This is a genomic window from Rhodobacter lacus (assembly GCF_042683065.1).
Classification (GTDB): domain Bacteria; phylum Pseudomonadota; class Alphaproteobacteria; order Rhodobacterales; family Rhodobacteraceae; genus Rhodobacter; species Rhodobacter lacus.
In genome coordinates, this window is record NZ_JBHUIX010000011.1 from 18149 (window position 1) to 35595 (window position 17447).

Annotated in this window: 14 protein-coding genes; 7 read left to right on the forward strand and 7 right to left on the reverse strand. The window is 65.9% G+C overall.

Annotated elements, in window-relative coordinates; all coding sequences use genetic code 11:
- Window positions 1-4: 4 nt before the first annotated feature.
- The 6 genes from copM to ACFSM0_RS09700 all read right to left on the reverse strand — a co-directional run bounded on the left by copM (window position 5) and on the right by ACFSM0_RS09700 (window position 6700).
- Entirely contained in the window at window positions 5-403 is a 399-nt protein-coding gene (copM, locus tag ACFSM0_RS09675) for a CopM family metallochaperone (RefSeq protein WP_377389774.1), read from the reverse strand.
- Between the two features lie 128 nt (window positions 404-531).
- Window positions 532-927: a DUF6858 family protein gene (locus ACFSM0_RS09680; protein WP_377389776.1), complete on the reverse strand. Its 396-nt coding sequence runs from the start codon at window positions 925-927 to the stop codon at window positions 532-534.
- 94 nt (window positions 928-1021) lie between these two features.
- The gene (locus ACFSM0_RS09685; RefSeq protein WP_377390568.1) at window positions 1022-1426 is read right to left on the reverse strand and encodes a YbaN family protein; all 405 of its coding nucleotides are present in this window, start codon (window positions 1424-1426) and stop codon (window positions 1022-1024) included.
- 144 nt (window positions 1427-1570) lie between these two features.
- Complete coding sequence (locus ACFSM0_RS09690; RefSeq protein WP_377389778.1) at window positions 1571-3514, reverse strand: CHASE4 domain-containing protein; 1944 nt, start codon at window positions 3512-3514, stop codon at window positions 1571-1573.
- 8 nt (window positions 3515-3522) lie between these two features.
- Window positions 3523-5355, reverse strand: a complete 1833-nt coding sequence (locus ACFSM0_RS09695; protein ID WP_377389780.1) for a putative bifunctional diguanylate cyclase/phosphodiesterase — start codon at window positions 5353-5355, stop codon at window positions 3523-3525.
- 82 nt (window positions 5356-5437) lie between these two features.
- On the reverse strand, window positions 5438-6700 hold the full coding sequence (locus ACFSM0_RS09700) for a glycerate kinase type-2 family protein (RefSeq protein WP_377389782.1): 1263 nt from the start codon (window positions 6698-6700) through the stop codon (window positions 5438-5440).
- Window positions 6701-6875: 175 nt separating this feature from the next.
- Between ACFSM0_RS09700 and ACFSM0_RS09705 the strand changes: the two genes are divergently transcribed.
- On the forward strand, window positions 6876-7334 hold the full coding sequence (locus ACFSM0_RS09705; RefSeq protein ID WP_377389784.1) for a hypothetical protein: 459 nt from the start codon (window positions 6876-6878) through the stop codon (window positions 7332-7334).
- A 40-nt stretch (window positions 7335-7374) separates the two neighbouring features.
- Here the strand turns inward: ACFSM0_RS09705 and ACFSM0_RS09710 are convergent, their stop codons facing one another.
- Complete coding sequence (locus tag ACFSM0_RS09710; protein ID WP_377389786.1) at window positions 7375-9147, reverse strand: EAL domain-containing protein; 1773 nt, start codon at window positions 9145-9147, stop codon at window positions 7375-7377.
- 268 nt (window positions 9148-9415) lie between these two features.
- Here ACFSM0_RS09710 and metG point away from each other — a divergent pair, with 268 nt between their 5' ends.
- From metG to ACFSM0_RS09740, 6 genes are all read left to right on the forward strand, one after another.
- Window positions 9416-11125 (forward strand): methionine--tRNA ligase, encoded by a 1710-nt coding sequence (gene metG, locus ACFSM0_RS09715; RefSeq protein WP_377389788.1) that lies wholly within the window; start codon window positions 9416-9418, stop codon window positions 11123-11125.
- Window positions 11126-11834: 709 nt separating this feature from the next.
- Complete coding sequence (locus ACFSM0_RS09720; RefSeq protein ID WP_377389790.1) at window positions 11835-12983, forward strand: PAS domain-containing protein; 1149 nt, start codon at window positions 11835-11837, stop codon at window positions 12981-12983.
- The gene (locus tag ACFSM0_RS09725; RefSeq protein WP_377389792.1) at window positions 12980-14320 is read left to right on the forward strand and encodes a sigma 54-interacting transcriptional regulator; all 1341 of its coding nucleotides are present in this window, start codon (window positions 12980-12982) and stop codon (window positions 14318-14320) included. The genes ACFSM0_RS09720 and ACFSM0_RS09725 overlap by 4 nt, the downstream gene beginning before the upstream one ends.
- Complete coding sequence (locus ACFSM0_RS09730; RefSeq protein WP_377389794.1) at window positions 14317-15369, forward strand: ABC transporter substrate-binding protein; 1053 nt, start codon at window positions 14317-14319, stop codon at window positions 15367-15369. Before ACFSM0_RS09725 ends, ACFSM0_RS09730 begins: the two co-directional genes overlap by 4 nt.
- Before the next feature lie 84 nt (window positions 15370-15453).
- Entirely contained in the window at window positions 15454-16572 is a 1119-nt protein-coding gene (locus ACFSM0_RS09735) for an ABC transporter ATP-binding protein (protein ID WP_377389796.1), read from the forward strand.
- Complete coding sequence (locus tag ACFSM0_RS09740; RefSeq protein ID WP_377389798.1) at window positions 16569-17438, forward strand: ABC transporter permease; 870 nt, start codon at window positions 16569-16571, stop codon at window positions 17436-17438. Before ACFSM0_RS09735 ends, ACFSM0_RS09740 begins: the two co-directional genes overlap by 4 nt.
- Window positions 17439-17447 lie beyond the last annotated feature (9 nt).

The following is a 17447-nucleotide window of genomic DNA, read 5'->3' on the forward strand; positions in this document are numbered from 1 at the left end:
ATCCTCACGGCTGGCCGTGTTTTTCGAGCCAGTCCGTCATCCAGTCGATCTCTTCTTGCTGCGCGTCGATGATGCCTTCGGCAAGCTTGCGCACCTGCGGGTCATCGCCATTGTCGATCTCGATCTTCGCCATGTCGATCGCGCCCTGATGGTGCGCGATCATGCCCCGGACAAAATCCACATCGGCGTCACCGGTGAAGGGAATATCCATCCCCGCATGCATCTTTGCATTCGCCGCCAGAAAGGCCGCGGTCGAGGGCGCGGCATCGGCGGTGGCCATGGCCGCGGGCATCTCGTGGTTCATGTGCATCGCCGCGGGCTCATCGGCATAGGCCTCGAAGGCAAGGGCGAAAGCGAGCGGGCTGAGCAGCGCGGCACGGGCGGTAACGGTGAGGGTGGGCATCGGCGACTCCTTCCAGCGTTTGGGAAAGAGTGCGCCAGCCGCGGGCTTCGGGCAAATCACCGCTGAGCGAGAAAGGCGTGAGCCCGCGGCGGAAAACCTCCGGGCGCGGGCCCACAAACCAGATGCGCTCAGGCCTTCAGATCGGCAAGCGATTTGCACCAGGCTTCCATTTCCTTCGTCGCCAGTTCCATCGGCGGCTCAAGGAAGGTCAGGTGGAAGGCATCGCCAAGATCGGCCACGCCAATCGCGCGCGGGCGCACCGCCAGAATATGCGCATTGGGCAGCGCCGCGCCAAAGCAAAAGACGATGTTTTGCGCCGCGAAGATCGAGCGGTCGATCGTGCCCTCGATGGCGGTGGTATGGGCGTAATGATCAAAAAGCGCGATGAAGGCCACTTTCGGATGCGCGTCGATCTTTTCCTTCAGCTTGGCCATCACATCGTCGATCGTGGCGCAGCTTGTCTCCGCTTTCGGCACGGTCAGATCGAAGACCGGATATTTTTCCATCAGCAAATATTGTTTCATCGCCAGACCCTTCCCCTGAATGCATCGTTCTGAATGGCTCCACGTTGTGCGGGGGCCGGTCAAGGACGCGATCTGTCGCGGCGGCGACAAGGCCTCAGGCGGTCGGGCGGGTGAACACATAGCCGAGCCCGCCCAGCATGACGGCGGCAACAAGCGCAATCGGCACCGGGCCGGGGTGGCGCAGGGTGACAAAGAGCACCATGCCAAGGCTTGAGCCGGCGAGCGCCATCAGCTTGCCCCGCATCGGGATTGCCCCGCGCGCGCGCCAGTCGCGCAGCATCGGGCCGAAATGGCGATGCCCGAGCAACCAGGCCTCCAGCCGCTCGGAAGAGCGCGCAAAGCAGCCCGCCGCAAGGATCAGGAACGGCACCGTTGGCAATACGGGCAAAAACACGCCAACAAAACCGAGCGCGACGAACCCGAGCCCGAGGATCAGGAACACGGCACGCACAAGCCGCGGCCCCCGGCTGTCTTCTGCTGCGCGACCGTTCTGTGTCATCTGACGCACGCTTCCCTCGTTACCCGAACCCGCCCCCGAGCGGCAGCTACAACCCTGGGCTGCACCCGCAGCCTGCGCGCAAAAGCGCCGGCGAGCAAGCCGTTGCACGCAGGCGCGATGGAAAAGTGCTTGGCCGAGCGGGGGCTAGCGCGCTCCGCGCAGCGCCCCAACGGCCAGAATTGGCAAGGTCACGCGTGCCTGCGCCCCCTGCCCCAGCCCCGGGCTGGTCAGCTCCAGCCGCCCGTCCATCGCGTTGAGCGTATTGGCGCACCAGTGCAGCCCCAGACCGCCACGCTTGTGCGTGCGGGTCGAAAAGCCGCGCTCGAAGAGCCGGGCGCCGGTTTCGGCAGAAAAGCCGTCTCCGTCGTCATGAAACTGCACCAAGCATCGCCCCGCCTCCGGCTCGGGCGTCACGATGATCGCGATCCGGCCCGTGCCGCGCCCCGTCGCTGCGATGGCCTCTGTCGCATTGACGACGAGGTTCTCGAACACCTGCCCCAGCAACACCCGGTTGCCCCGCACCATGACCCCGTCCGGGCACTCGACAGTCACCGCCACCTGCGAGCCGTCGGCAAAGCGCGCCGCCGTTGCGGCATGGGTCAAAAGCGGGCCCAGATCGCAGCGCTCGCCATGGTTCGCGGGCTTCGGATCGCGCGTGGCCCGGATCATTTCCAGAGCTTCGTCCAGATTGCGCGCGCCATCCGCCACCATCCGGCTCAGTTCGGCACGGGCCTGCGCCTCTTCCTCATGCGCAAGGCGCAGAAAGTCGGCAAGCCGCTGGCGCCGCTCCGGCGCGGTCTGCGGATCGGCGAGTTCGTCCAGCGCGCGCGCGGCCTGCGGCGGCAGGCCCGCTTCGAGCCGCGATCCGAGGGTGGAGAAAATCACTTTCACCGGGCTGAGCGAATTGCGCAGGTTGTGCAGCGAGCCAATTGCGCTCTGCTCACGCCCGAGCGCAAAAGACTGCGCCGCATGGGCGGTGCGCAACTCTTCGATCTCGCGGGCCATCGCGTTGAACTCGGTCGTCAGCGCGCCGATCTCGTCGCGGCGCGGCGGACCGGGAAAGGCAGACAGAACCCCTGCGGCGCGATTGCTGGCCACATGGCCCTGCAACGCCCGGATCGGCCAGATCACATGCGTGGAGAGACGTCGCCCGAGCAGGGTCAAGATCGCGGCCATCAAGGTGATCAGAGAGGCAATCAACAGGTTGCGCAACTGCTCACCGGCGCGAAAAAGGCTGCGCGGCATATCGAAATGGACCATCGCGACGGTCTGCCCGGCCCCATCCATCACAGGCGCCGACACCAGCAACCAGTCGCTTTTCTTGTTCTCATGGCGATGATCGGACATGGTGTCGAACACGAAATGCGCCTGCATCTGCAGCGCCTCGGTGATGTGCTCCGGCGTGATCAGATGCGCAAAGGCCAGAAACCCAGTGCTGTCGCCGCCGCCATCGGAGCGGTGCACCTGCGCGAAGGCAAGGCTGTAAAGCTCCCCGTTGAACGCCCAGAGTTCGGTGCTCGACGGCAAGCGCCGCGCCACCTCGAACACGCCGGGCTCCTGCAGCCGCGCCAAAAAGGCCGCCGTGAGGGCGGTGTCGACGCTCTCCCCCTCCTCCGCTTCGGAGATGCCGGTCTCTTCATCGGCAAAGTCGTAGCACAAAGCATGCTCCCCGTGCCCGTCAAAGCGCAGGAAGGCCGCGCAGCTGATCTCGGCATTGCGCAGGGAATCATCATCAAGGTTGCGCTCTTCAAACGCGGGATCGAAATCGCGCAGATAATCGTAGGTCTCGTCCCAAATCCCCCAATCGCGGGCATGGGCCTCGGTGCCGCTGCGCTCGGAGGCAAGGACCGCCTGCACTCGTTCGATGCTGCGTGCCACCTCGGCGCTTTCCAGCGCGCCGATCGTGGCATGCACGATCACGGAAAGCAGCACAGCCAGCGAAACCGTGGACAAAAGCCCCGTCAGCGTCAGATCGGTGAGAAGGGCGGCCCGCAAGCTGCTGCTGCGCCAGCCCCGCCAACGCGGCCGGCCGGGCGCGGGCGCGTGCTCGTGCCGGGCGGCGGGCGTGTCTGTCTCGGTGTCACTCATTTCCGCTCTCACGCGTCTTGCGCGCGGAGATCAAGCCCCAGTTGCTCGGGCTCGGAGCCGCGCCCGAACAGGAAGCCTTGCAGATGCGAGCAGCCAAGCGCGCGCAACCGCTCCATCTGGTCTTCGCGCTCCACCCCCTCGGCAACGATCTCGAGCCCGAGCCCGTTGGCAAGCTGCGCAAGCGCATTGACGATGGCGGCAGATTGCCGGTCGCTGTTCATGCCATCGACAAAGCTGCGGTCGATCTTGATGCAGTCGACGGCGAAATCCTTCAGATGCGAGATGCTGGAATAGCCCGTGCCGAAATCGTCAAGCGCGATGCGGAAGCCCTGCGCGCGCAACTCGGTGATGATCTTCTGGGCATGGCGCACATGTGCCAAAAGCGCGGTCTCGGTGACTTCGATCTGGATCATGCCGGGCGCAATGCCATTGGCGCGCGCCAGCGCGGAGAGCCGTTCGACAAAGTCGAGCCGCTTGAACTGGCGCGGCGAGAAATTGATCGAGGTGAACTTGTCGGGCCAGGCACGCGCCTCGCGCAGCACCCGTTCCACCACCCAGTCGCCCAGCGCGATGATCACCGGGCTTTCCTCCGCGATCGGAATGAAGACACTCGGCGGCACCGCGCCATAATCGGCGCTGTTCCAGCGCAAAAGCGCCTCGTAGCCGATCACATCGAGCGAACCGCTCGCCACGATCGGCTGGTAGTGGATCAGCAATTCGTCATTCGCGAGCGCATAGAACAGCCCCGCCTCGATGCGTTGGCGGAACTGCTGGGAGGCATCGAGTTGCTTGTCGAAAAACCGCACGGTCTGGCGGCCATCCGCCTTTGCGGCAAACAGCGCCAGATCGGCATAGCGCAGCAGATCGGGCGCCTCGCAATCGGCATGCCCATCGCAATCGACAAGCCCGCAAGAGGCCCCGATATGCACCGAATTGCCGAACACGGTAAAGCTGCCCGAACAGGCGGCCACCAGCGCACCACAGGCCGCTTGGGCCGCTTCTGGCGTCATCCCCTCGAACAGGATGCCGAATTCATCCCCCCCGAGCCGGGCCACCAAGGCGCCGTCGGGCGCCGTGTCGTTGAGCGCCGCATAGACAAGCTTCAGGAGCGCATCGCCCGCATCATGGCCGAAGGTGTCGTTGACATGCTTGAAGTGATCGAGATCGAGAAAGGCCACGAACATCCCGCGCGGGCCAAGGTCGAGCCGGTCGATGAGCGCGCGCTGAAAGGCCATGCGATTGGCGGCCCCGGTCAGAAAATCGTGGCTCGCCATATGCTGCGCGCGCGCTTCGCTGGCCGCCAGCTCGGCAATCTTGGAGCGCAACAGCTTCAACTGGCGCGTGTCATTGTCCCAGCGTTCGATCAGCGCGCGCGCCATCTGGCGCACTTCATCCGCCTCGAAGGGTTTGCAGATGTAAAAGATCTTGTCAGCCGGGCCGGCCACGGCGGTGATCTCGGTCACTGAATGGTCGGACCACGCGGAGACGATCACGATGTGCAGATCGGGGTCGAGCGCGCGGATCCGCCGCGCCGTTTCCTTGCCGTCAATCCCCGGCGGCATGCGGATATCGATAAAGGCAACCTTGTAGGGGGTGCCCGCCTGCAAGGCCGCAGCGACCATTTCCACCCCTTCGAGCCCCTGCGCCGCAAAGGCGATGGGCGGACAAAAGGCCCTGTCTTCGGCGCTGGCAGCACAGGACGTTGTTTGCGCGGGCGCGCCAAAAAGCTCTTCAGCAAGGGCATCGGCCCGCGACGCGGCCAGGGTTCGCGCCGGAGCAGAAAAAAGCAACCGGAAAGCCTCGCGGACCGAGGCCTCATCATCGATAACAAGAATGGACATGCAACGCTCCCGAAGGGTTTTGCCGCCATCCTAGCGGCGGTTCCTTAAGGAGACGTTCGCTGCCGCCACGGCCGCCGCCCCCTCAAGTGATCACGATCACGCGGAAATCATTTACATTTGTGCGCGTCGGACCGGTGCGCACCTGGGTGCCAAGCGCGGCAAAGAAGCTGTGCGCGTCATTGGCCTCCAGCATGGCGCGCGGGTCGAGCCCGAGCGCGCGGGCGCGCGCCAGAGTCTCGGGCCCGATCCATGCCCCCGCAACTTCGGCGGCGCCATCCACCCCGTCGGTATCGGCGGCCAGCGCATGCACGCCCGCCAGCCCGTCGAGCGCCAGCGCCAGCGCGAGCAGAAACTCCACATTGCGCCCGCCGATGCCGCTGCCGCTCACCCGCACGGTGGTCTCCCCTCCCGACAAAAGCACGCAGGGCGGCGCGAAAGGCTGGGCGCGGCGGCGGATCTGCTGCGTGATCCCCGCCATCACCCGCGCCACCTCGCGGGCCTCGCCTTCGATCGCGTCGCCCAGAATGTGAACGGCGTAGCCCTGCGCGCGCGCCGCAGCGGCGGCGGCTTCCAGCGCCGCCTGCGGTGTGGCGACCAGGTGCACCTCACCCGCCGCAAGCCGCGGATCGCCGGGCTTGACGCTCTCGAACCGGCCCGCCCGGAGCCCGGAGCGGATCGTTTCGGAAACCGCGATGCCGGTGCGCTCGAGCAAGGCCAGCGCATCTGCACAGGTGCTCGCATCGCCCACCGTCGGACCGGAGGCAATATCGGCGGGCGCGTCGCCCGGCACGTCGGACATCAGCAAGGTGACAAGGCGCGCGGGCGCACAGGCGGCGCCGAGCCTTCCGCCCTTGATCGCGGACAGGTGCCGACGCACGCAATTGATCTCGGAAATCGTCGCCCCCGAACGCAACAGCGCGCGGTTGATGGCCTGTTTCTCTTCAAGACTCACCCCGGCAGCGGGCAGCGCCAAAAGCGCCGAGCCGCCCCCCGAGATCAGACACAATACCGTGTCTTGCGGGCCAAGCCCGCGCACCATCTGGAGCATGCGCGCCGCCGCCGCTTCCCCCGCGGCATCCGGGACCGGATGCGCCGCCTCGACCACCTCCACCCCCGCGCAAGCGACCGCATGGCCGTAACGGGTCACCACGAGCCCCTCCAGCGGGCGGCGGTAATGGGCCTCGGCCACCCGCGCCATTTCAGCCGAGGCCTTGCCCGCCCCGATCACCAAAAGCCGCCCTGCGGCAGGCTCGGGCGGCAGGAACGGCGGCAGGCAGGTCGCAGGTTGCGCGGCGCCGACAGCCGCCTCGAACATCATGCCCATCACCTGATCCACCCGGTCCATTCACGCCCTCCCGCGGTGCTCCTGCCCCCGTTTTACCAACCGCTGCGGCCTCACGCCATCACCGCGGGCGCGAGAACGCGGATTTGTCAGTTGACAGGCCCCGACGATCGGATTCTAAGTCGCGCCACCCCGCCCGGCCCTGCGCGCCCGGGGCCTGTCACTCCGGGAGGATACTTTGCGCCAGAGCCGCCTTTGCCTGTTTCTCGCCCCGTTTCTGGTTCTGGCCGCCTGCGGTGGCGGCGACGACATGCGGCTTTATCCGCTCTCCGGGCCGATCGCTGCGGCCAATCCGTCCAAGCTGATTCCGATCTCGTTGAGCAACAACACGGAAACATCGGGCGAGATCGCTTTCCGCCTGCCCAAACCCTCGAAGACGCGCTGCACCGGCACCTGGACGAGCGTGGCGCCGCGAGTCACCACGCATGAGCGCGGATTCTCGCTTGGCATCAAGAGCCTCGGCGGAAAATACACCAACTCGACCTCGGATGTCGGCGGGGTCAATTCCGGCGAGTTTTACGCGGTCTGCAAAGATGGCACGCGGCTCGAGGGCAGCTTCGTGATGGGCTCAGGCACGCAAAGCGGCACCGGCACCGTGACCGACACCCTCGGCAACAGCTACAAGCTCCTGTTCTGACCGGAGACCGGGCGGCGCGGCGCGCCTCAGGGCCGCGCGCTCAAGCCTGAGTGGCGTTGCCGTCAATGCTGCACAGGGCAAAGCCTTCGGCAAGGCCGAGCCGCTGGGCGCAGTCTTGCGCCGTCAGCGGGCGGCTCCACAGATAGCCCTGCCCGATATCGAAGCCGAGCTCACGCATCTGCGCCGCCGCGGCCTCGTTCTCGACCCCCTCGACCACCGTGCCAAGCCCGAGCGTTGCCGCGAGGTTGCACACCGATTCGAGAATCGCGCGATAGGCCACGCCCGCGCCGAGCCCGTCCACAAAGCTCTTGTCGATCTTGATCTTGTCGACCTTGTGGCGCGCGAGCGAGGCGAGCGAGGCGTAGCCGGTGCCAAAATCATCGAGCACCAGCGCCACGCCCAGCGCGCGCAGCTCCTTGAGCACCTCGACCTCCCGCTCGGCAGCCGTCGCGAGCACGATATTCTCGGTGATCTCGACCTCCAGCCGGGAAGGATCAAGCCCGCTCTCGGCCAGCACCTCGCGCACCTGCGCGGGCAAAATCGCCGGGTCAAACTGGCGCGGAAAGACATTGACAGCCACGGTAAGCGGCCGCGCAAGATGACGGTTCCATTCCGCCACCTGCCGGCACGCCTCGCGCAGCACCCATTCCCCCACCGTCACCGACAGATCGCTTGCGCCCAGCACTTCCATGAAGGAGCCGGGCATCAGCAGGCCCCAGTCGGGATGGCGCCAGCGCAAGAGCGCCTCCACCGCGACCACCTCGCCGGTCGCAAGGTCAACCTGCGGCTGGTAGTGCAATTCGAACTCACCCGCCTCGACGGCCTGACGCAGGTTCAACAGCACGCGGTTGCAATGCTCGACCCGACGCCGCAGCGCCGGATCATAGGCAACGGGGCGGTTGCAATTTTCCTGCGAGGCGGTGAGCGCGATCCCGGCATCGGAAAGCAGAGCCTCGGCCTCGGCCTCGGCGACGGGCGCGCTGGCATGGCCAATCGCGGCCTCAAGGTGGAGCATGTGCGAGCCAAGCCGCAAGGGCTCTTGCAACAGCGCCGAAATTGCCGCGAGCGCGGCCTCGGGCGGCTGCTGGCGTTCGGGCTGCATCACCAGATAAGCGAACCGGTTTTCCCCGGTCTGATAAAGCCGCGTCCGCGCCGATTGCGCGCCGCGCAGCCGCGTGGCGCACGCAAGATCAAGCATTTCGGCATTGCGCCGCGCCTCGGTAACCCGATAGCGGCCAAGCTGCGCCACATCGACAAGAATCACCGAGACCGAGCCCTCGCGCCCTTGCGTGGCGTGCACAAGCCCTTCCAGATCGCCCCGGAGCGCATCTGCTCCAGGCAGCCGGGTCGCTGTCGGGCGCGGCACGGGGCGCCATGTGTGATCCTCGGCCTGCCCCTCCCGCGAAGCATCGGCGGGCTCGGCGGGCTGCACGAAGGCGAACAGCCGCCCGCTCGCCGGGTTGCGCCGCACGCTGACCTGCAGCGGAAAATCATGCCCGTCGCGATGGCGCGCCTGCAACAGCCGCAAAGGGCTCGCCCCAAAGCCCGATTTGCCGCCCGGAATAGGCAGAAAGGGCAACCGGCTGAACCGTGGCAGGGGCGGCTCGTCCGCCGGGTCCGCCCCCGGCGCCGGGGCCTGAGGATCGGCGGTGCACTCCGGGACGAGGCCGTGGATCATCTGCCCCAGCAGCTCGCTTTCCCGATAGCCAAACATGGCCGCCGCAGCGGCATTGGCAAAATCTATGCGCCCGAACGCGTCAACGCCGATCACGCCATCGGCGGGCACGCCACGGAAGGGCCAGGTGATGTCCATAGGGGATCCGTTGCAAGTATCCGGGAGGGGGCCGATACACTCGTCAAACACACCTCACGGTTGTGACCGGTTCGCGCTATCGGTGCAACATGGAATCAGGCCCCCCTCCCCCGGCGTGCTGTCGCAGGGGAGAAGCGTGGCATCGATGCATCGTTTTGAGGCAAAAGGCGCTGGCCTCGCGCGCGCTTGCAGGCTAAAGGGCGACAACGCCCCGAAGGCAGGCCCGGCACCGGGCCGGTGCCCGGGTCCGAAACTGTGAGGCAAGGTCATGGCGCGGCATCTCATCACCTCGGCGATTCCCTATATCAACGGCATCAAGCATCTGGGCAACCTTGTGGGCAGCCAGTTGCCGGCCGACCTCTATGCGCGCTATCTGCGCGGGCGCGGCCATGAGGTGATGTTCATCTGCGCCACCGACGAGCATGGCACCCCCGCCGAGCTGGCCGCGGCCAAGGCGGGCAAACCGGTCGCGGACTACTGCGCCGAGATGCATGACGTGCAGGCCGAGATTGCCGCCGGCTTTCGGCTCAGCTTCGATCACTTTGGGCGCTCCTCCTCGCCGCAAAACCGGGTGCTGACGCAGCATTTTGCCAAAGTGCTGGGCGAGCAGGGGCTGATCCGCGAAGTGACGGAAAAGCAGATGTATTCGGTGGCAGACGGGCGCTTCCTGCCCGACCGCTACATCGAGGGCACCTGCCCGAACTGCGGCTATGACTCGGCGCGCGGCGATCAATGCGACAACTGCACCAAGCAGCTCGACCCGGTCGATCTGATCAACCCGCGCTCGGTGATTTCCGGCTCGACCGATCTCGAGATGCGCGAGACCAAGCACCTGTTCCTGCGCCAGTCCGAGATGAAGGACAAGCTCGCGGCCTGGATCGACAGCAAGACCGACTGGCCGGTGCTGACCACCTCGATCGCGAAAAAATGGCTCTTCGACGGAGACGGGCTGCAAGACCGCGGCATCACCCGCGACCTGAGCTGGGGCGTGCCCGCGCAATTCGACGGCGCGCCCTGGGCGGGGATGGATGGCAAGGTCTTCTACGTCTGGTTCGACGCGCCGATCGAATATATTGCGGCCACGCAAGAGCTGAGCGCGCAAGACGGCAGCGACTGGGCGCGCTGGTGGCGCACCGACAAGGGCGCGGCGGATGTGACCTATACCCAGTTCATGGGCAAGGACAACGTGCCCTTCCACACGCTCTCCTTCCCCTCGACGATCCTGGGCTCAGCCGAGCCCTGGAAGCTTGTCGATTACATCAAGTCCTTCAACTACCTGAATTATGACGGCGGCCAGTTCTCCACCTCGCGGGGCCGCGGCGTGTTCATGGATCAGGCGCTTGGCATCCTGCCCGCCGATTACTGGCGCTGGTGGCTTTTGTCTCACGCGCCCGAAAGCGCGGACAGCGAATTCACCTGGGAAAACTTCCAGACCTCGGTAAACAAGGATCTGGCGGATGTGCTGGGCAACCTCGTCAGCCGCGTCACCAAGTTCTGCAACACCAAATTCGGCGCCGATGTGCCGGGCGAGGTGGTGCTGGGCGCGCGGGAAGAGGCGCTGATGGCGCAGTTCCGCGACGGCCTTGCCGCCTATGAAAAAGCGATGGATGCGATCCAGGTGCGGCGCTCGGCAGAGGAACTCCGCGCGCTCTGGGTGCTGGGCAATGAATATCTGCAAGCCGCCGCGCCCTGGAGCGTGGTGAAAACCGATGAGGCCGCCGCGCGCGGCATCATCGCCTTCGCGCTGAACCTGATCCGGCTCTATGCGGTGCTCTCGCGCCCCTTCATCCCCGATGCGGCGCAGACCATCATGACCGCGCTCGCGTGCGCGGACTGGTCCTGGCCCGAGGATCTCGACAAAGCGATCCGCGCGCTCCCGGCGGGCCACGCCTTCACCGTGCCGGAAAACCTGTTCCGCAAGATCACCGATGCGGAACGGGAAGACTGGGCCACCCGTTTCGCAGGGCGGCGGGACTGAGACGACCGGGGGCACGGCCGGCGGGGTCTCGATCAGGACCTGAGTGTGCGCGCCCGGCCTCGATCGGAGCGGTCTCCTTCGGTCCCGCGCCATAGCCCGAGTTTGAGGGGGGCGCTGCTGTGGCATCTCCCCCGCTGAGCCCGGCGCTAGCCACCGTTTGCAGACCCCGGCGCAACAGGTGCGGCGCGCAGGGAGCAGACATGCCCTTCGTCTCGACGCTCCGAGCCCAACCGCCGCGGAGACGCAGGCGTGAGGCCGCCCAAGATTGAGGCCGCGTTCGAAACGACTTCCGCACCTTCGGCGCGCCGCTGGCGAGCCCCTGACGCAGCGCGATCTTCGGTGATCCGGCTCCGTCAGGCAGTGGCGGTTCGAGCGGATGTGCCGAGCGCGCCAAAGCGCAGGCCAGATCGTTTCGCGCTGCGGGCCGGGGCAATTTAACGGTCACGCTTTGCGCCGGGCGACTCCCGCCAATATGCTGCAGTTCAGCCCAGTGATCGCCCGCGGCTTTGGCGCCGTTGCGTGGCTGATGGGTTTTTCCGCGATGCATCGCCAAAACTTTGCGAAAGGTGCAGTTCTGCAGCGAAAAATGCGCACGAACGCAGCGTCTTTTGCAGGGTTGGCGATATCGGCACAATTTCCGTTGCCGCTGCGGCGGGATGCCGCATCCTGAGCGTGAACAACTCGTTAACGCCCCCGGATCGAACGCCCCATGACACGTCTCGCTTCCGCCTTTGCCGATCTGCCGATGCCGGTGCTGGAGCTGTCCGCGCCCGGCACGGTGCAGCCCGCCAATCCCCCGGCCGCGGCTTGGCTGGCAGAGCTGGGCCTGGGCGCAGACACCGCGCTTTCCCGTCTTTTCGCCGAGGGAAGTGCCGATCGACTTCGGGCGATGCTCGCGGGGGCCGGGGGGGAGGCAAGGGCTTTTCCGGTCTGGATTGTGGCGGGCAAACCCGGCGAGGAACCGCCCGCCGTGCTGCAATGCGCGCCCCGGGCCGAAGGCGGGCTTTGGCTCTTTGTGATGCGGCTGGCCGAAGCGGTGCCGCCCATTTCGGTTGACCAGCTCGACCGGGTCGAGATCTTGTCGCAGATGATCGATGCGGCCCGAGACGCCTGCTGGTGCATTGATTTTCTGGACCCGGTCGATCTGCGCGGCTCCGAAGAAGAGATTGTCGATCAGGTATTTCGCAATCGCTCGCGCTGGCGGGCCTGCAACGATGCGATGGCCGCGCTTTACGCCGTGCCCGCAGATCAGGATTTCAACACCCAGCCAGTCAGCCGCTACTTCCCTGAAACCGCGGTGAACCGGGCGATGATCCGCGAACTGGTGCGGATGGGCTACAGGCTCGATGGCGCGCAGGCGATCGACCAACGGCACGATGGCACGCCGATGCTGGTGGAAAACGATTTCCGCGCCTTGATCCGTGGCGATCAACTGATCCGGCTCTGGGGCACCACCCGCGACATCGGGCCGAGCCGTGAGCGCGAGCGCGCGATCAGCGCCGAGGCCGAGGTGATGCGCGACATTCTGGGCGCCGTGCCCGATCCGATCTTTGTTCTGTCCGAGGCGGGGATCATTTTGGCAACGAATGCGGCTGCCGACCGCGCCTTGGGGGGGCGCGTGCTGCTGGGGGAGCCTTTCGACAGCCTCGCCGCGACGCGTCATGCCTTCGAGCGGCTGTGCCGTGCGGCACTGGTGGACAGCGATGCGGAAACCGAGCTGACATTGCACGCGCCCGATCAACCGCGTGCCGCGTGGTTTTTTCGTGTCACCTTGATGCCTGAGGGGCCGCGCCGTTACGTGCTGCGTGGCCGCCCCAAGACCGCGCGCAAGCGGCTTTCCGGCGGGCAACTGGCATGAGGTTCTATCGCGGCGAACCGCAGGCCGGGTTGGGGCGTCGTCGTCCGGGGTTCATGGATGACCCAAGCTTTCCAAGCTTTCTCAATGGATTGAGTGATGCCGCTGCGCTGGTCGAGCTGGATGGCCGGATCCGGCTGGTGAATGCGCCGATGGAGCGGCTGTTGCGGGCCACCCGCACCGATCTTCTGGGCGCGGATCTGGCGCGGCATCTGCGCGGAACGGGGCGGCTTGCGGCGGATCTCTCGGAGGGGCTGATCCGGCTGCGGCGCACCGAGACGACGGGAACCCTGCCCTCCGGGCGGACGGTCGGCGCGCAGCTGACGATCCTGCGGCAGGACGACGACCCCTACGCCGCGCTGGTGACGCTGCGCGAGCTGGGCGCGCATCCGGCGGCAAGCCCCGGGCGCGGGCAGTTCCGGCTTGCCCGCGATCTGACCCCGCAGGCGCCCTTTGTCATCAGCCCCTTGCGTCAACGGCTGGCGCAGCAGCTGGAGGGCGCGCTGGCGCAGGGGCTTGCGGTGCATCTGCAAGGCGAGACCGGCACCGGCAAGACGACGCTGTTGACGCGCGTGCTGGCGGCTCAGGGGGCGCCGGTGGCGACGATCGCCTGTGCCGCGCTGGATGCGGCGAATTTTGACGCCGAGCTTTTGGGCACCGGCAGCGCCGACCCGGGCCGGATCGGGCGGATCGAGGCGGCGGCGGGCGGCACGCTGGTTCTGGAAGCGGTCGACCTGCTGGCGCCCGCGCTTTCCGGGCGGCTTCTGGCGGCGCTCGATGCGGTGATCGAAAGCGGCGGCGCCCGGATCGTCTCGACCGCGACACGCCCGCTCTGGCCGCTTTGCGCGGCGGGCGCACTGCCCGAGGCGCTCTATTTCCGGCTTTGCGGGCTCACCCTGACGCTGCCGCCTTTGCGCGATGAGCCCGCGTTTCTGGCGCAGTTGACCGAAGCCTGGCATGCCGAGATCACCCGCGCGCGCCCAAAACCGCTCGCCCTTTCGTCGCGCTTTATCAAGGCTTTGGCCGCGCGACCGCTGCCCGGCAACATCCGCGAGATGATCGCGCTTTTGCGCCGCGCGGCGCTTTTGGCCGAGACCACGGCCGAGCCCGCGCATCTGCCGCCGGTGCGCGACACCGCCCCGGTGCAGCCGCCTGATCTGGCGGGGCTGCCGCTCAAGGATCTGGTCCGGGAGTTTGAAATCCGGGCCATCGAGAATTCCGTGGCTGAGCACGGAAGCAAGCGAAGCGCCGCAAAGGCGCTCGGCATCGATGTCGCGACCCTGATCCGCAAGATGAACAGGTCACGCGACACGCAACCAACAAGGAGTGAAACCCCATGACTCGGAGACGCACTGCGCGGGCCTTGACCGCTTTTGTGCTTGCCACCCTGCCGCTTGCGGCAACGGCGGGCGAATTGAACATCCTCACCTGGGAAGGCTATGCCGACCCGTCCTTCATCAAACCCTTCGAGGAGGCCTCGGGCTGCACCGTCAGCGCCACCTATGTCGGCTCGAACGACGATTTCGCGGCCAAGCTCGCCGCGGGCGGCGGCGTTTATGACGTCATCACCCCCTCGCTTGATACGGTGGGGATGATGCGGCTGGCGGGCTTTGTCGATCCGGTCGACACCGCCGCCGTGACCGGCCTTGACGGCGTCTATCCAGAATTTTCGAAACATTCGGAGATTGTCGTCGATGGCGAAACCTGGGCCGTGCCGCTGATCTGGGGCTCGGTCTCGGTGATCTATCGCCCCGACAAGATCAGTGGCACGCCGGACTCGATCGGCGTTCTGTTTGATCCGGCCTACAAGGGCAAGATCTCGATGTGGGACGACAAATCGGCGATCTACTGGACGGCGCGCTACCTTGGCTTTCCGAATGTCTTCGATCTGAGCGACGAAGAACTGGAGGCGGTGAAGGCGAAACTGATCGAGCAAAAGCCGCTGATCCGCAAATACTGGTCGAGCGCGGGCGAGTTGACCGATCTGATGGCCAATAACGAGGTCTGGGTCTCCAACGCTTGGACGGGGCTGACCTCCAAGGATGTGAACGCGCTTGGCAAGGGCTTCACCGTGACCGAGTTCTCGCCTAGGGAAAAGGCCGAGGGCTGGATGGATTCGATGATGCTGGTCAGGGGCACGCCGAACCAGGAATGCGCGGTGAAATTCATGTCCTACATGCAATCGCCCGAGGGTCAGTGCGGCATCGCCAAATCGACCGGCTATTTCCCGGTGAACCCGGGCGCGGTGTCCGCCTGCATGGATGCGGCGATGAAGGAAGAGCGCAAGGTCGACAACATCGACTTCGTGAAAAGCCTTGTGATGTGGCAGCAGCCGGTGCGGCTCGACAAGTATCTGGAGGTCTGGAACGCGGTGAAAGCGGCTCCCTGAGCCGCCGCTTCCCCTGTCACCCCAGATCTGCGGCCCCGGCACAGCCCCGGGGTCGCCCCCTTCCGCATCGCACAGGATTGGCCCATGTCCGCACGCCCCCCCAAATCCTTAAGCCCCATCGTGACGCTCGACGGCGTCACCAAATCCTTCGGCAGTTTCAAGGCGCTGCACGAAACCAGCTTTTCCATTGGCGAAGGCGAATTCGTCACGCTGCTTGGCCCCTCGGGCTGCGGCAAGACAACGACACTGCGCCTGATCGGCGGCTTTGAACTGCCCACCACCGGCAAGATCGGCATTGCCGGGCAGGATGTGACGCTGAACCCGCCCTATCGCCGCCCGGTCAACACGGTGTTTCAGGATTACGCGCTTTTCCCGCATATGACGGTGGCAGAAAACGTAGCCTACGGGCTCACCGTGCGCGGCTCCAATGTCGCGCGTTCCGACATTCCCCGGCAGGTGGCCGACGTGCTCGAAATGGTCGGGCTGAGCCAGATGGGCGGCAAGCGTCCCGGCGCGCTTTCCGGCGGGCAAAAGCAGCGCGTGGCAATGGCGCGCGCGCTCATTCGCAAGCCGCGGGTGCTGCTTTTGGATGAACCGCTTTCGGCGCTCGATGTGAAACTGCGCGAGGTGATGCAGGTGGAGCTGAAGCGGCTGCACCGCGAATTGGGCATCACCTTCCTCATGGTCACGCATGACCAGACCGAGGCATTGGCGCTCTCGAACCGGATCGTGGTGATGGAGGCCGGGCGCATTCGCCAGATCGGCACGCCGAACGATCTTTATGATCGCCCGGCCACGCCCTATGTCGCCGATTTCATCGGGGCGACGAACCTGATCGAAGCCCGTTACGAGGGGCGCGAAGCCGACGTCGACGTGATTTCCCTGCCCGGTGGCGCGAAGCTGCGCCGCAAGACCTCGGGCAATGGGGGCTTCCACCCCGGCAGCGCAGTGCTGATCGGCATCCGGCCCGAACATCTGCACCCCGCCGCGGGCGACAATCTCTTGCAAGGCAAGGTGGTCGACACGCTGTTCCACGGCGACAGCATCCGGCTTGAATTCCTGCCCGATGGCGCGACGCAACCGGCCTTTGCGCAGCTCGCGCGCGGCTCCTCGCTTTGCGCCGATGCGCTGAGGCCGGGCCAACCGATCTGCTTTGCCGTGGCGCCCGAGAATGTGATGCTGTTCGCGAAGGTGGCGGCATGAGACGCCCGGCCTCTTCGATGCTGATGACGGCGGGGCTGTTCGCGCTGCCGCTCGGCTGGGCGCTGCTTTTGCTGATCGTGCCCTATGTGCTGATGATCGCGGTGGGCTTCTGGACCCGGCAATTCCCGCTTTTCGTGCCCGACTTCCAGTTCGGCAACTACGTCCAGCTGTTCTCGGACCCGCAATATACCACGGTGATCCTGCGCACGCTGAAAATCGCCGCGATGGTCACCACCTGTGCGCTGATCCTTGGCTACCCGCTCGCCTATTTCCTTGTTTTCACCATCCGGTCCGCCAAGCTGCGCAATCTCGTCTACATGGCGGTGATCGTGCCCTTGTGGGTCAGCTACCTGCTGCGCGCCTACACCTGGAAGATCATTCTGGGCACCGATGGCGCGCTCAATTCCGCGCTGATGTCGCTGGGGCTGATCGACGTTCCGCTGGATGCGTTCCTGTACAACCAGACGTCGATGGTGATCACGCTCACCTATATCTTCGTGCCCTTCATGGTGATGCCGATCTATGCGGTTCTTGAAAACATCCCCAAAGGTCTGATCGAGGCGTCCGAAGACCTTGGCATCGGGCCTTTGGGCACCTTTGTCCATGTGATCGCGCCGCTTTCGCTCGGCGGTGTCGTGGCCGGCGCGATGATGACCTTTTGCCTGAGCTTTGGCGATTTTGTCGCCCCGGTGCTGGTCGGCGGCCCCGATGGCACGATGGTGGCGAACCTTCTGCAAACCCAATTCGGCGCGGCGTTGAACTGGCCGCTGGGGTCTGCGCTCGCCACGCTCGTCCTGATCATGGTGCTGGTCATCCTTGGCCTCACCGGCTGGGCCGAACGCGCCTCGGCGCGCAATCTGCGATAGGGGGCGGCG